18 protein-coding genes are annotated in these 18,194 nt (G+C 20.9%); 8 read left to right on the top strand and 10 right to left on the bottom strand.

From position 1 onward, the window contains the following. Positions 1-6: 6 nt before the first annotated feature. Positions 7-1,395: an argininosuccinate lyase gene (gene argH / locus H0H33_RS01275; RefSeq protein WP_185878109.1), complete on the top strand. Its 1,389-nt coding sequence runs from the start codon at positions 7-9 to the stop codon at positions 1,393-1,395. On the opposite strand, the gene trmD is transcribed toward argH, so the two are convergent. After that, complete coding sequence (gene trmD, locus H0H33_RS01270; RefSeq protein WP_185878108.1) at positions 1,370-2,038, bottom strand: tRNA (guanosine(37)-N1)-methyltransferase TrmD; 669 nt, start codon at positions 2,036-2,038, stop codon at positions 1,370-1,372. The two genes, argH and trmD, sit on opposite strands and share 26 nt — an antisense overlap. 75 nt (positions 2,039-2,113) lie before the next feature. On the opposite strand from trmD, the gene der reads away from it, so the two are divergent. From der to H0H33_RS01255, 3 genes are read left to right on the top strand one after another with little or no spacing between them, the layout of a single operon-like run. Continuing rightward, entirely contained in the window at positions 2,114-3,439 is a 1,326-nt protein-coding gene (gene der / locus H0H33_RS01265; RefSeq protein WP_185878107.1) for a ribosome biogenesis GTPase Der, read from the top strand. Positions 3,440-3,447: 8 nt separating this feature from the next. After that, complete coding sequence (ruvA, locus tag H0H33_RS01260; RefSeq protein WP_185878106.1) at positions 3,448-4,056, top strand: Holliday junction branch migration protein RuvA; 609 nt, start codon at positions 3,448-3,450, stop codon at positions 4,054-4,056. Positions 4,057-4,078: 22 nt separating this feature from the next. Continuing rightward, positions 4,079-6,400: an inorganic phosphate transporter gene (locus tag H0H33_RS01255; RefSeq protein WP_185878105.1), complete on the top strand. Its 2,322-nt coding sequence runs from the start codon at positions 4,079-4,081 to the stop codon at positions 6,398-6,400. Here H0H33_RS01255 and H0H33_RS01250 read toward each other — a convergent pair. Together H0H33_RS01250 and H0H33_RS01245 are read right to left on the bottom strand one after the other, a co-directional pair. Further along, on the bottom strand, positions 6,387-7,391 hold the full coding sequence (locus H0H33_RS01250) for a long-chain-fatty-acid--protein ligase (RefSeq protein ID WP_185878104.1): 1,005 nt from the start codon (positions 7,389-7,391) through the stop codon (positions 6,387-6,389). The genes H0H33_RS01255 and H0H33_RS01250 overlap by 14 nt on opposite strands. Positions 7,392-7,396: 5 nt before the next feature. Continuing rightward, a complete protein-coding gene (locus H0H33_RS01245; protein WP_185878103.1) occupies positions 7,397-7,903 on the bottom strand; it encodes a CvpA family protein in 507 nt (168 codons plus the stop codon). 169 nt (positions 7,904-8,072) lie between these two features. Between H0H33_RS01245 and pheS the strand changes: the two genes are divergently transcribed. Then, complete coding sequence (gene pheS / locus H0H33_RS01240) at positions 8,073-9,056, top strand: phenylalanine--tRNA ligase subunit alpha (RefSeq protein ID WP_394798947.1); 984 nt, start codon at positions 8,073-8,075, stop codon at positions 9,054-9,056. Here pheS and rlmB read toward each other — a convergent pair. From rlmB to H0H33_RS01225, 3 genes are read right to left on the bottom strand one after another with little or no spacing between them, the layout of a single operon-like run. After that, positions 9,053-9,811, bottom strand: a complete 759-nt coding sequence (gene rlmB / locus H0H33_RS01235) for a 23S rRNA (guanosine(2251)-2'-O)-methyltransferase RlmB (protein WP_185878102.1) — start codon at positions 9,809-9,811, stop codon at positions 9,053-9,055. The two genes, pheS and rlmB, sit on opposite strands and share 4 nt — an antisense overlap. 2 nt (positions 9,812-9,813) lie before the next feature. Continuing rightward, positions 9,814-10,134 (bottom strand): hypothetical protein, encoded by a 321-nt coding sequence (locus H0H33_RS01230; RefSeq protein WP_185878101.1) that lies wholly within the window; start codon positions 10,132-10,134, stop codon positions 9,814-9,816. A gap of 4 nt (positions 10,135-10,138) precedes the next feature. Further along, a complete protein-coding gene (locus H0H33_RS01225; RefSeq protein ID WP_185878100.1) occupies positions 10,139-10,405 on the bottom strand; it encodes a YtxH domain-containing protein in 267 nt (88 codons plus the stop codon). A gap of 92 nt (positions 10,406-10,497) precedes the next feature. Here H0H33_RS01225 and murB point away from each other — a divergent pair, with 92 nt between their 5' ends. Further along, the gene (gene murB / locus H0H33_RS01220; RefSeq protein ID WP_185878099.1) at positions 10,498-11,514 is read left to right on the top strand and encodes a UDP-N-acetylmuramate dehydrogenase; all 1,017 of its coding nucleotides are present in this window, start codon (positions 10,498-10,500) and stop codon (positions 11,512-11,514) included. 33 nt (positions 11,515-11,547) lie between these two features. Here the strand turns inward: murB and H0H33_RS01215 are convergent, their stop codons facing one another. Next, a complete protein-coding gene (locus H0H33_RS01215; RefSeq protein WP_185878098.1) occupies positions 11,548-12,549 on the bottom strand; it encodes an Mrp/NBP35 family ATP-binding protein in 1,002 nt (333 codons plus the stop codon). A 21-nt stretch (positions 12,550-12,570) separates the two neighbouring features. Between H0H33_RS01215 and H0H33_RS01210 the strand changes: the two genes are divergently transcribed. Together H0H33_RS01210 and H0H33_RS01205 are read left to right on the top strand one after the other, a co-directional pair. Further along, positions 12,571-13,194: a 4'-phosphopantetheinyl transferase family protein gene (locus tag H0H33_RS01210; RefSeq protein ID WP_185878097.1), complete on the top strand. Its 624-nt coding sequence runs from the start codon at positions 12,571-12,573 to the stop codon at positions 13,192-13,194. 26 nt (positions 13,195-13,220) lie between these two features. Next, the gene (locus tag H0H33_RS01205) at positions 13,221-13,823 is read left to right on the top strand and encodes a nicotinamide mononucleotide transporter (protein ID WP_185878096.1); all 603 of its coding nucleotides are present in this window, start codon (positions 13,221-13,223) and stop codon (positions 13,821-13,823) included. A gap of 7 nt (positions 13,824-13,830) precedes the next feature. Here H0H33_RS01205 and hisS read toward each other — a convergent pair whose 3' ends face one another. Genes hisS through ftsA form a run of 3 tightly spaced genes read right to left on the bottom strand, consistent with a single transcriptional unit; the run spans position 13,831 to position 18,009 of the window. Next, a complete protein-coding gene (hisS, locus tag H0H33_RS01200; RefSeq protein ID WP_185878095.1) occupies positions 13,831-15,240 on the bottom strand; it encodes a histidine--tRNA ligase in 1,410 nt (469 codons plus the stop codon). Positions 15,241-15,261: 21 nt separating this feature from the next. Continuing rightward, positions 15,262-16,638 (bottom strand): cell division protein FtsZ, encoded by a 1,377-nt coding sequence (ftsZ, locus tag H0H33_RS01195; RefSeq protein ID WP_185878094.1) that lies wholly within the window; start codon positions 16,636-16,638, stop codon positions 15,262-15,264. 6 nt (positions 16,639-16,644) lie between these two features. Further along, the gene (ftsA, locus tag H0H33_RS01190; RefSeq protein WP_185878093.1) at positions 16,645-18,009 is read right to left on the bottom strand and encodes a cell division protein FtsA; all 1,365 of its coding nucleotides are present in this window, start codon (positions 18,007-18,009) and stop codon (positions 16,645-16,647) included. Positions 18,010-18,194: the final 185 nt, after the last annotated feature.

Here is an 18,194-nt window from a genome sequence, read left to right as displayed (position 1 = left end):
TTTTTGGTGAAAATTTGGGATAAGATAGGTAATAATTTTGATATAAAGATTGAAAATTTTACTTCAAATAAGGATTCTAAATTAGATATTTTTTTAGCTCCCCACGATGTTGTCGCTACTATAGCTCACATTATAATGTTATATTACATTGGATTATTAAGTAAAAAAGAATTAAATATTTTAATTAAAGAATTACGTAATATTTATATTAATGAAATATTAAAAAATAAATTTAAAATTAATGATGGAGTAGAAGATGTACATTCTCAAATAGAATTTTTGCTAATAGAACGTATAGGAAATATTGGAAAAAAAATACATATAGGGAGATCCAGAAATGATCAAATATTGGTAGATTTAAAATTATTTGTCCGTTTAGAGTTAAAAGAATTAGTTTTGATTGTTTATTCATTTTTCAATTTATTATTGAAATTAAGTGAAAAATATAAAAAAATTCTTATGCCAGGATATACTCATTATCAAATAGCTATGCCTTCTTCTTTTGGATTATGGTTTTCTGCATACGCAGAAAGTTTAATGGATGATTTATTATTAATTAATGTAGCATATCATATTGTTAATAAAAATCCAATGGGATCTGCTGCTGGATACGGATCTTCTTTACCTTTAAATAGAAAAATGACTACTTATTTATTAGGATTTGAAAATTTAAATTATAATGTATTATATGCCCAAATGGGACGTGGAAAAATAGAAAAAATTGTATCAGAAGCCATAGCATCATTAGCAAGAACTTTAGGAAAAATGGCACAAGACATTTGTTTGTATTTGAATCAAAATTTTGATTTTATTAGTTTTCCAGATTTTCTTACTACTGGATCTAGTATTATGCCTCATAAAAAAAATCCTGATGTATTTGAAATAATAAGGGCAAAATGTAATAGAATTAGTGCATTACCTAATGAAATTTCTATTATATCTTCCAATTTATCATCTGGTTATCATAGAGATTTTCAATTAATAAAAGAAAGATTTATTCCTATGTTTGAAGAAATAAAAAATTGCTTTTTTATGTTTAAGTATATGTTGAATTATATTAAGATCAATGAGAATATTCTTAATGATAAAAAATATCACTATTTATTTAGTGTAGAAGTTGTTAATAATTTAGTTATTAAAAAAGGATATTCTTTTAGAGACGCTTACAAAAAAGTAGGTTTAGATATAAAAAATGGAAATTTTAAGCCTTTTATGAAAGGAGTTTATTCTCATGAAGGAAGTATAGGTAATTTGTGTAATAAAGAAATTAAAAATATGATGAAAAATATAATAATAAAATTTGATTTTAAACAAATTAGTAACGTTATAAAAAGACTAATTTATAGTAAAATAAATTTTGATAAATCATCTAAAAATCCAATTTTTTCTTTATAGATTGTAAAGATTTTTTTAAAAACCATTTTTTTATTTTTTTATGATTCCCAGATAATAATACATTTGGTACTTTCCATTTTTTATAAATAGATGGCCTGGTATAAATAGGTGGAGAAATAAAATAAGATTTCTTTTGGAAAGAATCTGTTAATACAGATGTTTTATTAATAACTCCTGGTAATAGTCTAACTATAGACTCTATAACAACAGCTGCGGCTAATTCTCCACCCGACAATATATATTTTCCAATAGATAATTCTTTAGAAATTAAATGATCTCTAATTCTTTGATCAATTCCCTTATAACGTCCACAAAGAATAATAATATTTTTTTTTAAAGATAAATCATTTGCATATTTTTGTGAAAAAAGATCTCCATCAGGAGTCATAAATATGATTTCGTCATATTGTCTATTAGAAATTAACATTGAAAAACATTGATATACAGGTTCAATTCTGATTACCATACCATTACCCCCTCCATATGGATAGTCATCTATTTTTTTTCTTTTTCCTAATCCATAATCTCTTAAATTATGAATATTTATATCTACTAATTTTTTATTTGTAGCTTTTTTAATAATTGAATTAGAAAATGGACTAGAAAATATGTCAGGAAATACGCAAACAATATCTATTCTCATTTTTAATATTTAATTTATTACAATGAAATGGTGAAACTAATAAAAAAAATCTAAATTTGTAAATAATTTTTCAGTATGAATGGTACTGTATCTATTATAGGAAGTCCTAACGTAGGAAAATCTACTTTATTTAACAGATTCATAGGAGAAAGAAAGGCTATTATCCATAAGTCTAGTGGAATAACTAGAGATAGAATTAGTGGATATTCAGAATGGAACGGGATACTATTTTCTGTAATAGATACAGGAGGATTTACTATATCTTATAATGATTTACTTAAAAAAAAAGTAAATAATAAAATATTTCAATCAATTAAAGAATCTAATATTTTATTATTTATAGTTGATATAACGCAAGGATTATTGAATACAGATATAGAATTATCTAATTTTATTAGAAAATATGAAAAACTAACTCTTTTAGTTGTAAATAAAATAGATTGTGGTGGATTATCCAATAATAGTACAGATTTTTTTAAATTAGGATTTGATTACTATTATTATATATCCGCTATAAATGGAAGTGGAACAGGAGATTTATTAGATAAAATTACAAAGATATTGATGAATATCAATGATAATAAAATTGATAATCAATATAAATCCATCCCTAAAATATCAATAATTGGACGTCCTAATGTAGGAAAATCTACTTTGATAAATTCTTTTTTAAATAAAAATCATCATATTGTAACAGATATTCCTGGTACTACAAGAGATAGTTTAGATATTTTTTATGAAAAATTAGGATACAAATGTATTATAATAGATACGCCAGGAATAAGGAAAAAATCAAAAATCAATAATGACATTGAATTTTATTCAACAACAAGAACAATAAAGACTATAAAATATGTAGATGTTTGTTTATTAATGATAGATGCATCTTTAGGATGGAAAAGACAAGAGGTTAATCTTTTTAAGATCATTGAAACATATAAAAAAGGAATTATTATCCTAGTTAATAAATGGGATTTATTTTTAAAAAATTCACATATAAAAAAAAATTATGAAAAATCTATTTGTAATAAAATTTTATCATTTGATGTTCCAATTTTATTTATATCAGCTAAAGAAAAATATAATATAGAAAATATTATTCCTATTACGTTTCAAGTCATAACATCTATCAAAAAAAAATTAAAAACTAATATTTTAAATAAAATTATGTTACCAATTATAAAAAGTAATCCACCTCCATCTATAAAAATTAATAATATAATTAGATTTATAACTATTAAATATTGTATTCAATTACCTTTATCTCCACCAATATTTATATTTTTTTCTAATTTTCCAAGAAAAATTAAAGAATCTTATAGAAAATTTATAGAAAATAAAATCCGTTTTTATTTTAATTTTAAAGGAGTACCAATACAAATATTTTTTAGAAAAAAATAAATTTTATTGTGATAACTCATTTAAAAGGTAAATTAATTGAAAAAAATAGTGAGTATTTAGTACTCGATTGTTGTGGTATAGGATATTATGTTCATATATCTTTATATACTTATTCATTGTTATCAAATAGTAAAAATAATAAAAAAGGAGAAAATATATGGATTTATACTTATTTATTAATAAAAGAAAATGAACATATTTTATATGGATTTTTTGATAAGATAGAAAGAAAAATTTTTGTAGATTTACTATCTGTAAATGGTGTAGGCCCCAATTTAGCTATAATATTATTATCTTATCTTACTCCATATGAGATAATAGAATCAATATTAAAAGAAGATATAAATGTTTTTAAAAAAATTAAGGGGATAGGAAAAAAAATAGCTTATAAAATTATTATCGAATTAAAAGATAAAGTTTCTAAAAAGTATAAAAATAATTTAGAAAATAAAAAAAATATAAATCCTAATTTAAAAAAAGAAACTTTAAAAGTGTTAATTACATTGGGTTTTAATGATAAAAATAATCATATAATTTTGGATAAAATATTAAATGAAAATCCAAATTTTTCAGTAGAAAATTTAGTAAAAGAGTGTATAAAAAAAATTATGAATTGAATTTTATTTAACAATTATTTATATGGAACTATCTTATCCATTAATTATAATTATTTTATTTATTCTATCTATATTTGATCTCATTATAGGATTGATTAATGATGCAGTAAATTTTTTAAATTCTTCTATTGGATCTAAAGTCGCTTCTCGTAATACTATTATGATATTTGCTAGTATAGGGATTATTTTAGGAACATTTTTATCTAGTGGTATGATGGAAATAGCAAGAAAAGGAGTTTTTGATCCATCTCATTTCTATTTTTCAGATATTATATTCATTTTTTTATCAGTAATGATATCGGATATTATTTTATTAGACATATTTAATACCTTAGGATTACCAACATCTACTACTGTATCTATGGTATTTTGTTTATTAGGTGGATCTTTTAGTATTGCAACTATAAAAATTTTATTTAATAATGAACCTTTTTACTATATTACTAAATATATTAAAACAGAAAAAGCATTAGATATTGGTATAGGAATATTTTTATCTATTATCATATCTTTTTTATCAGGTACATTTATTCATTATTTTATTCGTTCTATATTTAGTTTTAATTATAAAAATAAGTTAAAATATATAGGGGTTATATGGTCATCTATATCCCTTAGTAGTATGACATATTTTTTAATTATTAAAGGATTACATAGCGCTATTATTGAAAATGTAGATACAAACAATACAATAATTATGAATGAACTTTCTTCTTATATTAATAATTTAATTAATTGGATTCATCATAATTTTTTCATATTTATAATTTATTTAATATTCACATGGATTATTATAGCAAAGATATTTGTTTCTTTAGGTTATAATATTTTAAGATTTGTTGTATTATATGGAACGTTTTCTTTAGCAATGGCTTTTTCTGGAAATGATTTAGTAAATTTTATAGGTATTCCTATAGCAGGAATACAATCGTATAATATATGGATAAAAAAAGGACATCCATCGGCGGAAATATTTAATATGAGAGATTTATCAAAAAATAATGTACAGGTTCCATCATCAATTTTAATTGTTTCTTCCATAATTATGATATTAACACTTTGGTTTTCAAAAAAAACTAGAAATATTACTAATACTGAAATTAATCTAAGTAGACAAAATGAAGGTCCTGAAATTTTTTTGTCAAATTCTTTATCTAGATGGATTGTAAGATTATTTTTATTCCTTGGAAAAAAAATAAAAAATTTTTTTCCAAAAAAAATGTTATTGAAAATAGAAAAAAATTTTAAAAAAAATGATATACAAAAAGATAATCATGTAGCATTTGATTTAGTTAGGGCGTCTTCGAATTTAACTATATCTAGTATACTAATATCTATAGCAACTATTCAAAAATTACCACTTTCTACAACTTTTGTAACATTTATGGTAGCTATGGGAACTTCTCTTGCTGATAGAGCTTGGGATAGAGAGAGTGCAGTTTATAGAGTATCTGGGGTATTAAGTGTTATAAGAGGATGGTTGTTAACAGGATTAATTGCGTTTACTATGGCAGGGATAGTCTCTTTATTTCTATATTTTTTTAAAATTTGGGCTATTTTATTCCTATTTTGTATAATAGGAATAATAATTTATAAAAATTATAAAGTTTTTTCTAAAATCCAAATAAAAAAATTTGAAGAAGATAAATTATTATTAGAAATATCTGAAATAAATACTTTAAATATTTTAAATAAGATTAATAATATATTAAAACCAAAAATATTATCTATAAAATATATTTATACAAATTCTCTATATGGAATTTATCATGGAGATATAAAAAAAATAAAAAATAGTAGAAATCATTTTTTAGAATTGAGAAAAAATTTTATTGGATTAGATAATTTATTAATTAAAATATTAAAAAAAACTAATGAAACTAATCCAATTTTTGGGGTTTTTTATTTTCATATATATAACACAATAAAAGAAATTACAGACTATTTAGATATAATCAGTAATAGTATATTATTTCATATTATGAATAGTCATAAGCCATTAAAAAATGAACAAAAAAAAAGTATTTCAAAACTTGAATGTTATATGAATCATTATTTTGATATAATAAAAAAAATAATTGATGATAATAATTACAAATGTTTAATTTATTCATCGAAAATAATACATTCTAATATAATAAAAAATGTTAAAATTCAAATGAATCAACAATTAATTGGTATTATCCAATATAAATATGGAAAAAAAAATACGTTTTTAATATTAAGAATATTATCTGAATCAAGAAAAATATCAGAACGTATGAAAAATATGATTATTTTATATCATAATATGGTATCAAAACTATCTTTAAATAAAGATAATTCTAATATTAAAAAACCATAGAATTACATCCTCTTAAATCTGAAAAATCTATTCTACCTAATACTTTAAATTTATTTATATCTACTTTTAAACCTAAATCATCAGTAGATATAAAAGGACAAGATAAGTAATTAGATAAATCAATAATATTTATTCCACCTATTACATTATTATTTTTTATATGATAAAAAGGATCTTCTGTCTCTCTTATGTATACATTCATCCATGGTGGACATTTAAAATCTCCCATATTTTTTGAATATGCTTGGGAAAGCATTTCAGTCATACCATATTCTGAATGAATATGGTTCACTGAAAAAAAATTTTTTAGAATAAAATGTAATTCATCTCTTGTTATTTCTTCTCTTTTTCCCTTCATCCCCCCGGTTTCCATAACAATTATATTTTTTTTTGAGAAAATATTATATTTAAATTTTTTTATAAAATCTAATAAGGAATAACTTAATCCAAAAACTAAAATAGTTTTATTATAACTATTTTCGATTATACTTTCAATATCAAGTTGATCATATGGATAAAAAATAAATTTACTCCCATTTTTGGATGTTTTATTTATAAAAAAATTCATCATATAAATTAATGATGAATTTTTTTTATAATTTGGAAAAATTCCTAAAAATAAAAAATTATTTATTGGTCCATAAAATAATTCAAATCCATTTTTTATACTATTAGTATAAATATTTATATCATTTATATAATGTTTACTTTTTTTTCCCGTAGTTCCACTACTAATAAAAATTGTATCATATTGACTTTTACATTTTTTTATAATAGATTTATTTATAGTGATTAAATGTGTTTTAAATAAAGATATTGGTAAAAAAGGTATATCATAAATATTTTCAATTTTTTCTATATTTATTTTCATCAATTTTATATAATAATTATATATATCATTATTTTTCATATGAAAATTAAAAATTTTAAATACTATTTTTTCAAAATCTTTGTTTGATTGTATAGAAAATATTTTTTTTTTCAAATTCATATTATTTAAAATTTTAGTAATGTATTGATTTGATCAAATAAAGATTTAAATATTGATTCTCTTTTATATAATAGCAATTCTAATTTTTTTTCTATAACACTGTGAAAAAAACCATCATAAGTAAATTTAGTTATCTGATTAAATTTTTTAATGAAAAACAAAAAAGTAGAAATATATAAAAAATATTTTATTAAACCGAACATCATCCCTCCTAATTGATCAATAGGTTTCATCCATGTCATTGTGATAATTAATTTTATTGATTTATTAAGTATATGAACGAAAAAAATTACAGAAATTATTGAAATAATTGTAGAACATGTTAATAAATATATTTTATTATTTATATAATTATGCAATAGATTTTTATATCTTATAAATATGTAATAACCTTTATATATTAATATTATAAATGTAATAGGAAAAGAAAATTGAGAAATTAATCCACTTTTATATCCATAAAATCCTCCGATTATAGTTATAATTAATATAATAATATCTAATAAAGTCATAATAATAATTTATTATAAAAATAACCTTAAATATATGCGATAGAATCATTTAATTATACATTTAATTATAATTTATTTAATTAATTTTAAGTACAATACAGTAATTAAAACAAAAAATTCTTTAAAAAATTATTATGAAAATTAATAATCGTAATAAATAATTTAAATAATGAATAATATTGAAACAATTAACAAAATTAAAAATGATATAAAATTTTTTAATCCAAAAACAATTGATGATATTAAAAAATTCAAAATCAAATTTTTAGGTAAAAAAAATGGAATTATAACATTATTTATAAAAAAAATAAAATATATTCCTATTTCTGATAGAAAAAAAATAGGAATAATTTTAAATAAATTAAAAAATGAAATCAAAGAAAAAATTTTAAAAAATTATATTAAAATAAAAAATATAAATAGAAATAAATTTGACATAACAATTCCAGGTAAATTTACAAATATTGGATCTTTACATCCAATATCTATTATAAAAAATAAAATAATAAAAATACTTTATTATATGGGTTTTTATTGTGTGGATGGTAATGAAATAGAAGATGATTGGCATAATTTTACTGCTTTAAATATTCCTATATTACATCCATCTAGAGATATGCAAGATACATTTTTTTTACAAAAAAATCCAGATTTTTTATTACGTACACATACATCTTCTGTACAAATAAGATATATGAAAAAAAATTCTCCACCTTTTAAAGTTTTTTCTTTAGGAAAAGTATATCGTAATGAAACAGTTTCATATAATTCAAATTATATGTTTCATCAAGTTGAAGGATTTTATGTTAATAAAAATGTTTCTTTTTGTGATTTAAAAGAGACTATTCAATATATGATTAATCTATTATTTGGTAAAGTAAAAATAAGATTTAGACTTTCTTATTTTCCATTTACTGAACCTAGTGCAGAGGTGGATATATTTTATGACAACAAATGGTTAGAAATTATGGGATGTGGAATTATAGATCCACAAGTATTAAAAAATGTAAATATAGACTCTAATTTATATACTGGTTTTGCGTTTGGTTTAGGTATAGAACGTTTAACTATGATAATTTATAATATAAAAGATATTAGAATTTTTTTTAAAAATGATATTCGTTTTTTAAGTCAATTTAAAAATGAATTTTAATTTTTTTTATAGAAATTTCTTTGTCTTAAAATTTCATACAAAATAATACCACAAGCTACAGATACATTTAACGATAATAAATTTTTCTTCATAGATGGAATTTTTATTTGATTAGAAGAAGATATTAAATATTTATTAGATATACCATTACTTTCATTTCCAAAAATTAAAGCAATAGGTCCTAATAAATTAATATCACACCAATTTAAATTAGATTTTTCTGTTGTAGAAATTATTTTAAATCTATTTTCAATTAAAAATTTTATGGTATTATTTAAATTATTTTCTCTACATATTGGTATTTCAAATAAAGCCCCCGAAGAAGTTTTGACAGAATCAGCTCCTATTGATATAGTTCCTTTTCTAGTAACGATAATTGCGTCAGCCCCAGCACATACAGAAGTTCTTGTAATAGCCCCGAAATTTCTTACATCTGTAATTCGATCTAAAATAACTAGAATAGGATCTTTTTTTTTTTTTTTTAAAGAAGGTAATATACTTTTTAATTGAAACATTTTTATATTGGAAATATAAGCAAAAACTCCTTGATGGTTTTTATTTTTTATTGAGTTAATACTTATATTTTTAACAAATTGAATTGGTATATTATTTTTTTTAGAAATTTTAATTAATTTTCTATATAAAGAAGATGATTTTTTAGTCTCTTTAATAAAAAATATTTTTTTTAATTTTTTTCCAGATTGAATTGCACCTATTAAAGAATGTATTCCATAAATAATATTAAAATTTTTCATAATTATTTTATGTTTTTTTTAATAGATTTTTTTATAAAATTTTTTATAAAAATTCGTATACTATTTCTAAATGATAAAAAAATTAAAATAGAAATTAATAAAAATAGTATAGTTATTGTACTAAATCCAATAAAGTAATTTCCAACATAAATAGATAAAAAAAAACATAAAGATATTACACTAAGAAATATTACAATACTAAAAAATATCATTAAATAAATATTTACTAATATTTCAGTTGCGATTAAAATAAATATTTGAAAAAATTTTTTTTTAATAATATTTAATTTATCATAAATAAGTTTTTTTATAAAATAAAACATTACATTAAGTACCTAATTCATCCTCTATTTTATCTATATCATTCTTATTTTTATGTTTTTTCCATTGTATTTCAAAATCTGATTTTATCGTATCTATTTTTTTTCCAATTTTTTTTTTAATATTTTGTAAATTTTCTTTTAAAGTTTCAGTTTTTTTATTAAAAATATTTTTAAATTTATTTTCTTTTCTTGGATAAAACATAATACCCATTGCTAATCCAGTTATAGTACCAATAATAATTCCCATAAAAAAATTTCCTCCTTTTTTCATAAAAAAATAATTTTATATTTATATGTTTATCAATAAATTTAATCATTACATTATTTACAAACAAAATTAAATTTATTTAACTTTTAATTTTAATGTTAATAATTAAAAAAAATTTTTCATTAAAAAAATTTAATACATTTGGAATTAATGTTTATACTCGTTATTTCGTAATCATAAAAAATATATATGATCTTATAAAAATATATGATCAATATATTTTTATTCCTAAACGAATACTGGGCAATGGTAGTAATGTATTATTCTTAAATAATTATTATCCAGGATTAATTATGAAAATGGAAATTAAGGGAATAAAAATAGTTTATGAAACTAAAAATAAAGTTATCGTAAAAGCATTTTCTGGAGAAAATTGGAATAATTTTGTAGAATGGACTATAAATAAAGGATTCTATGGATTAGAAAATTTATATTTTATTCCTGGAACAATTGGAGTATCACCAATACAAAATATTGGGGCATATGGAGTAGAAATAAAAAATTTTATTCTAAAAGTAGAAGTCTATGATACAATCAAAAAAAAAATATTGGAACTTACACGTAAAGAATGTAAATTTTCATATCGTAATTCTATTTTCAAAAAAAATAAAAATAAATATTTAATCTTATCAGTTTTTTTTATATTGAAAAAAAATTTCGAAAAATTAAATATAAATCATACTGATGTTAAAGAAAAAATAAATTTATTAAAAATAAAAAATCCTACTAGTAATGATCTAATAAAAATTATAGCTTCTATTAGAAAAAAAAAGATACCAGATCCAAAAAATATTGGAAATGCAGGAAGCTTTTTTACAAATCCTATAGTAGAAAAAAACTTTTTTAAAAAATTAAAAATTCGTTATCCCAATATTATTGGAACCCCTATTAAAAGTATGATTAAAATATCTACAAATTGGTTAATTGAATATGTAGGATGGAAAGGAAAAAGAATAGGTGATGTGGAAATATATGAAAAATATCCAATAATTTTGTTAAATCATGGAAAAGCAAATGGAATGCAAATATATTCTATTTCAGAAAAAATTATTCAAGATGTAAAAAAAAAATTAGGGGTCATATTATCAAGAGAGGTTGATGTAATTACATGATCTAATTTAAAATTAATAACATCTTAGTATAATCTATAATTGGTTTATAATACATTTTATAATTTTTTCAAAATTATTATATATAATATTATTGTTTAATACATTAAAAATACCAATGTCAATAACATTTTGTATTTCCTGTAAAAAAGGAATTTCTCCTAAAAAAGATAAATTCATTTTTTTTGAAAATTCTCTTACATGATTTTTTCCATATAAATAATATTTATTTTTTTTTATAAAGAAAAATGACATATTTTCAATAATTCCTAATATTGGAATATTTATTGATCTTATTTTATACATTTTTATAGTTCTTGATACATCTGAAAAAGATAATTGATGAGGTGTACTTATTATAACTACTCCTTTTAAAAAAAAATCTTGTTGTGCAATAGATAAATGAATATCACCAGTTCCTGGTGGAAGATCTATAATTAAAAAATCAAGATCCCCCCAATTAGTTTTATAAATAAATTGCATTAAAACTTTTGTAACCAAGGGACCTCTCCATACAATTGCTTGTCCATATTTTGAAAAAAATCCCATAGATAAAATTTTTAGTCCTTTAATAAAAATAGGGTTCAAAAATCCATTTTTATACAAAATGGATTGATTATGTATATCAATATTAAATATTAATGGTATTGAAGGCCCATAAATATCGGCATCTAATAGTCCTACATTAAATCCCATTTTTATTAAACTAACTGCCATTATAGATGAGATTGTAGATTTACCAACGCCTCCTTTACCGGATGCTATAGCAATTATATTTTTTATTTTCGAAGAATTTTTTTTTATATTATTTAATTTTACATTAATTTTTATATATATTTTCTTTTGTATGACATGATCTAATGATAATAAAATTTCTTTTTCTATTTTATTTTTCAAATGCATAGTAGGATTTGGTAAATCTAAATAAATAATAATTTTGTTATTTAATACATCTATTTTTTTTAAAAAATTTAATTCAATTATATTTTTATTATTAATAAATATATTTTTTAATGTTTCCTCAATTTTTTTTTTCATAACAATCAAAAATATTAAATTATGAAAAATACTAAATTTGATGAAATTCATACAAAGATTATAGTAATAAAATGGAATAAATATTTAAATACCACAAATTTTAAACAATTATTATTATTAAATGATAAAGAAAGAAAAATTTTTCTTTCTTTATCAGATAAAAGAAAAATAGAATTTATAGGAACTCGTTTTATTTTAAGGTATATGAGAATAAAAATAAATTCATTATATAATAATAATTTTTTTATATACAAAGGAAAAAAAAAATATTTTTCTTTAAGTCATTCTTATGAAAGAATTGCTATAGCAATTAGTTCTTATCATGTTGGAATAGATATAGAAAAATATAGAGAAAAAATAACAAAAATAAAGAAAAAATTTGTTAGAAAAGATGAAAATTTTTTTTTAAAAAAAAAATCTGAAAAAGATTATTTACATATTATATGGGGAATAAAAGAAAGTTTATATAAATTAAATGGGGGTACTTATTACAATTTTTTAAATCATTATAAAGTTTCTCCTTTTTGCATAAAAAAAGATCATTCTATTCAATGTTGGATCATAAAAAAATATTGTAGCAAAAAATTTACTGCATTTTATAAAAAATTAGAAAATTATTATTTAGTCTACAGCATAGATATATAATTACTATCATACATATAAATAAAATTATGTTTCTTTTACATTATCATAATGAAAAATGTTGGATTTATTTAACATTAGATTTAATATCCATTTTTTTTACTATTATTAGTACATTTCTTTCTATAAAATATAATACTTGGGCATATCCATCTTTTATAATGAGTTATATAATAAGTAGTTATTCAACTTATAAAAACCATTTATATGGAAATTTTATAATGAAAATATATTATATTATGATTAACTTATACGGATGGTTATTATGGATGAATAAAAAAAATAAAAAAATTTCTATAACTTTTTGTAAAAAAAAAGATTACATACAAACATTTGTTTTATTTTTTATTACTTGTGTACTAAATATAATTGTTTTATCTCTAAATGTAAAAAATGATGAAAATAATTTCAATAATATAATAATAAATGGATTAAATTTTTCTCGTATGTATCAAATGGCTATAAAAAAAGTAGAAAATTGGATAATTTGTATTATTATTAATATTTTATCTATTTTTTTTTCATCATTTTATTCAAAAATAATAATAGTAATTATTATTTACTTATCTGTAGAAGGATTTTACTTTTGGAAAAAAGAAGCTATGAAGCTTAAGTCAAAAAATTTAAATTAAAGTTTAATTATATAATATCATTTATTAAATCATTAATATTATTATATTCTACTTCTATTTTATTCTTAGTATTTTTCATTTTAATTTTATTATTTTTAATTTCATTTTCACCTATCATTATAACAAATTTAATATTATTATCATACGCATATTTAAATTGTTTATTAATGTTTGAAACATTAGGATATAATTGAGTAGATATTCCTTTTTTTCTTAATAAATCTAATAATTTATATGAATAAATAGATTCTTTATCTCCAAAATTAATAAACATAATTTTAGATGGAAAAAAATTATATTTATTAATTTTAAATAAATTTTCTTTTTCCATAGCTAAATAAATTCTATCTAAACCAAATGAAATTCCTGTCCCATAAATATTTTTCATTCCAAATAAATTTATTAATTTATCGTATCTACCTCCTCCTCCAATAGAATTATAATTATTTTGTTTATTCGGGATAATTTCCCATATTATACCTGTATAATAATTTATTCCCCTTGCTAAAGAAATGTTCCATTTTAATTTTGTTTTATATAAAGAAATATTTTCTAGAGTTTCATATATAAAACTAATTTCTTTAAGACCTATTTTACCTTTATTAGAATACTGAAATTTTTTTTCAAAAAATTTTTTTTTATTTTGAAAACTTTCATTTCTTTTTATTAAATATTTTATATCATTAAATGATTGTAAAGTAATACCTTTATTCAACATTTCTTTTTTTACTTCATTTTCTCCAATTTTATTCCATTTATCTAAAATTATAATAAAATCTTTCCATAAATTATCTTTTATACCAATTAACTCTACTATTCCTTTCAATATATATATATGATTAATATAAATAATTATAGATAAATTTAGTTTTGTAAAAATATAATCACAAAGTTTAATTAATTCTATTTCGGACCATAATGAATAAGATCTTGAAACAATATCGGCATCAGATTGATAAAATTCTCTAAATCTTCCTTTTTGAGGTTTTTCAGATCTCCATACAGGTTGTATTTGATATCTTTTAAATGGAAAAAAAATTCTATTTTTATTCATAATTATATATCGTATAAAAGGAACAGTTAGATCATATCTAAGTGCTTTATTAGATAAAAATCTATATACAATTTGATTATTATAAATATTAGTTTTTATATTGTTACTTTTATCTATTTCTTTTAAAAAATTTAATATTCCTTTTCTTAAAGTATTTCCGGAATTAAGTATTTTAAATATTAAAAATTCGACTTCTTCTCCATATTTTTCGTTAAGAGTAGATATATTTTCAATAGATGGAGTTTCTAGTGGATAAAAACCAAATATTTTAAAACATTTTTTGATAGTTTTAATCAAAAAATTACGATTATAAGTTTCAATTGGAGAAAAATCTCTAGTACCTTTAGGTATAAAATATTTCATAAACAAAATAATATAATAAAATTATTTATTATTATTTTTTTCTTTTTTTATTCTAATATCTTTATTTAAAACTTTATTTTTTTTATTACTATATATAGGATAATCAAAGTTTTCTTCTAAAGAAGAAATATTTTTTTCTTTATTTTCACTATAATTTGCATGAGGATTATTAAAAGAACTAGAGTTTAAATCTATTGATTGATTAAATATATTTTGATTCAATGAAATTTTTTTTTTACCGTTATTTAATTTATCTAAATCTTTTGAAAATTTTTTTTTTATTGAAAAAAATGATTTTTTTTGTAATAAATGTATTTCATCTCTATTTGGTAATTTTTTATCATATGGTTCTTCTAACCTATGAAATATTTTTTTTTCTTCATGATTAATAGCACGTTGTATTTCAGTTGGAAATCCTGTTGCTACTATTGTAACAGAAATACTTTCTTCTAATTTTTCGTCTTCTCCTATTCCCATTATAATATTTGCATTATTTCCTGCTTCTGATTGAATATAATCACTAATAATTCCAATTTCATCTATAGTAATTTCAATCCTACCAGACACAATTAAAAGAAGTACATTTTTAGCTCCAGTTATTTTATTATCATTTAATAATGGAGAGTCTAATGCTTGAATTACGGCTTCCTTAGCTCTATTTTCTCCAACAGAAACTGAAGACCCCATTACAGCAGTACCACTTTCTTTTAATACTGTTCTTGTATCTCTTAAATCTATATTTTGTTTATAATGATGGGTGATAACTTCTGCAATTCCTTTGGCTGCTGTAGTTAATACTTCATCTGCTTTTGCAAATCCTGCTTTAAATCCTAAATTTCCATATAGTTCTCTTAACTTATCATTATTAATAACAATTAATGAATCTACATTTTTTCTTAAAGATTCTATTCCTTTTTGAGCTTGTTTTAATCTCATTTTTCCCTCAAAATGAAATGGAATAGTAACTATTCCTACAGTAAGAATTCCTTTTTCTTTAGAAATTCCTGCAATAACAGGAGCAGCTCCTGTTCCTGTACCTCCTCCCATTCCTGCAGTAATAAATGTCATTTTGGTATTGGAATCTAATACACTTTTTATTTCTTCTAGACTTTCTAATGCAGCTTTTTCTCCTACTTCAGGATCTGCTCCTGCACCAAGTCCTTCAGTTATAGATGCACCCAATTGTATTTTTGTAGGAACTGGATTATTATTTAAAGCTTGTGCATCTGTATTACAAGCTATAAAATCTACTCCATTAATCCCTTGTTCAAACATATAACTTAAGGCATTACTACCCCCTCCTCCTACTCCTATTACTTTAATTGATGCAGAACGGTTATTTGATAATTTAAATTGAATTTTTTCTTTTTTTTCTATTTTTGAATTTTCTTTTTTCATTATTTTTTATTCTGTGTCATTCAATATTTGACGAAATTTATCTGCCCAAATTTCTAAAAAAGATTTGGATTTTTTCTTTTTATTAATAGAATTATCTAACTCTTTTTCATATAATTTATTTTTATTATAAAATTTTGTAGAAAATAATTCAACATTGTTTTTATAATCTGATTGATTGTATACCATATCTGATGTACATAAATATTTTTTCTTATCATCTAACCCTTTTACAACTAATCCTATTGATGTTGCATATTCAGGATTACTTATAAATCCATTATCTCCACCCGCTATATGTTCATTAGAATATCCTACACGGACATCCATTCCAGTAATATATTCAGTGAGAGGTCTTATATGTTTTAATTGTGCTCCGCCTCCTGTCATGACTAGTCCTGCTATTAATCTTTTTTTTTGTTCTTCATTTCCATAATTATTAATTTCAACGTTAACATGTTCTAAAATTTCACAAACTCTTGTATGAATAATCTTAGAAAGATGTTTTAAAGAAATTTCTTTTGGTTCTCTACCTCTTAGTCCAGGTATACAAACAATTTCAGTTTCTTTGTTTTCTCCTGGCCAAGCTGATCCAAATTTTATTTTCAATAATTCTGCTTGTCTTTCAATAATTAGACAATCTGTTTTTATATTTTCAGTAATTACATTTCCTCCAAAAGGGATAACAGCAGTATGACGAATGATATTATCTTTAAATATAGCAACATCTGTTGTTCCCCCTCCTATGTCTACTAAAGCAACTCCTGCTTCTCTTTCTTCTTTACTTAAAACTGCTTCTGCGGAAGCTATAGGTTCTAAAGTCATTCCAGCAAGATTTAATCCAGCTGCTTTAACGCATCTTCCAATATTTCTAATTGAAGAAATTTGTCCAACAACTACATGAAAATTAGCTTCTAAACGACTACCATACATCCCAATAGGTTCCCCTATTTCTGACTGACTATCTACTTTGTATTCTTGAGGAAGGACATGAATAATTTCTTCTCCTGGTAACATTACTAATTTATGAACTTGATCTATTAATTTTTGTATATCTTTTTGATTAATAACATTTTCAAAATCTAATCTTGTAATATAATCATTATGTTGTAAACTCCTAATATGTTGTCCAGCTATTCCTACAATAACTTCCTTTATTTTTAATCCAGAACTATGTTCAGCTTCAGAAACCGCTTCTCTAATAGCGTCAATAGTTTGAGTTATGTTGTTTACAACTCCCCTATGTACTCCAATACTTTTAGATCTTCCTATACCTAAAATTTCAATTTTATTATACTCATTTCTTCTTCCGACCATAGCTACAATCTTTGTAGTACCTACATCTAGACCAATAGCTATATCTTGATATTCCATAAAATTATCTTATTATCTTATTTTTTTATGACTACTGGATATTTAAAATTTTAATTATAACAATTAATATTTCATAATAAATTATAATGAAATAACTCAAAAATTATTTTTATTATACAATATAATTTTCAAAAAATTTTATTTTGAATTGAATTTAAAAAAAATAACGATAATAAAATTAAATA

It is taken from the genome of Blattabacterium cuenoti (assembly GCF_014252415.1).
GTDB classification, from domain to species: Bacteria; Bacteroidota; Bacteroidia; order Flavobacteriales; family Blattabacteriaceae; genus Blattabacterium; species Blattabacterium cuenoti_Y.
This window is presented reverse-complemented; position numbering and strand designations above follow the sequence as displayed.

Coding starts and splice junctions, on each gene's coding strand:
- H0H33_RS01210 (WP_185878097.1), top strand. CDS start 12,571: ATGAAAAATACTAAATTTGATGAAATTCATACAAAGATTATAGTAATA.
- der (WP_185878107.1), top strand. CDS start 2,114: ATGAATGGTACTGTATCTATTATAGGAAGTCCTAACGTAGGAAAATCT.
- H0H33_RS01255 (WP_185878105.1), top strand. CDS start 4,079: ATGGAACTATCTTATCCATTAATTATAATTATTTTATTTATTCTATCT.
- hisS (WP_185878095.1), bottom strand. CDS start 15,240: ATGAAATATTTTATACCTAAAGGTACTAGAGATTTTTCTCCAATTGAA.
- murB (WP_185878099.1), top strand. CDS start 10,498: ATGTTAATAATTAAAAAAAATTTTTCATTAAAAAAATTTAATACATTT.
- pheS (WP_394798947.1), top strand. CDS start 8,073: ATGAATAATATTGAAACAATTAACAAAATTAAAAATGATATAAAATTT.
- ftsA (WP_185878093.1), bottom strand. CDS start 18,009: ATGGAATATCAAGATATAGCTATTGGTCTAGATGTAGGTACTACAAAG.
- H0H33_RS01250 (WP_185878104.1), bottom strand. CDS start 7,391: ATGAATTTGAAAAAAAAAATATTTTCTATACAATCAAACAAAGATTTT.
- H0H33_RS01245 (WP_185878103.1), bottom strand. CDS start 7,903: ATGACTTTATTAGATATTATTATATTAATTATAACTATAATCGGAGGA.
- H0H33_RS01205 (WP_185878096.1), top strand. CDS start 13,221: ATGTTTCTTTTACATTATCATAATGAAAAATGTTGGATTTATTTAACA.
- trmD (WP_185878108.1), bottom strand. CDS start 2,038: ATGAGAATAGATATTGTTTGCGTATTTCCTGACATATTTTCTAGTCCA.
- rlmB (WP_185878102.1), bottom strand. CDS start 9,811: ATGAAAAATTTTAATATTATTTATGGAATACATTCTTTAATAGGTGCA.
- H0H33_RS01225 (WP_185878100.1), bottom strand. CDS start 10,405: ATGAAAAAAGGAGGAAATTTTTTTATGGGAATTATTATTGGTACTATA.
- H0H33_RS01230 (WP_185878101.1), bottom strand. CDS start 10,134: ATGTTTTATTTTATAAAAAAACTTATTTATGATAAATTAAATATTATT.
- ftsZ (WP_185878094.1), bottom strand. CDS start 16,638: ATGAAAAAAGAAAATTCAAAAATAGAAAAAAAAGAAAAAATTCAATTT.
- H0H33_RS01215 (WP_185878098.1), bottom strand. CDS start 12,549: ATGAAAAAAAAAATTGAGGAAACATTAAAAAATATATTTATTAATAAT.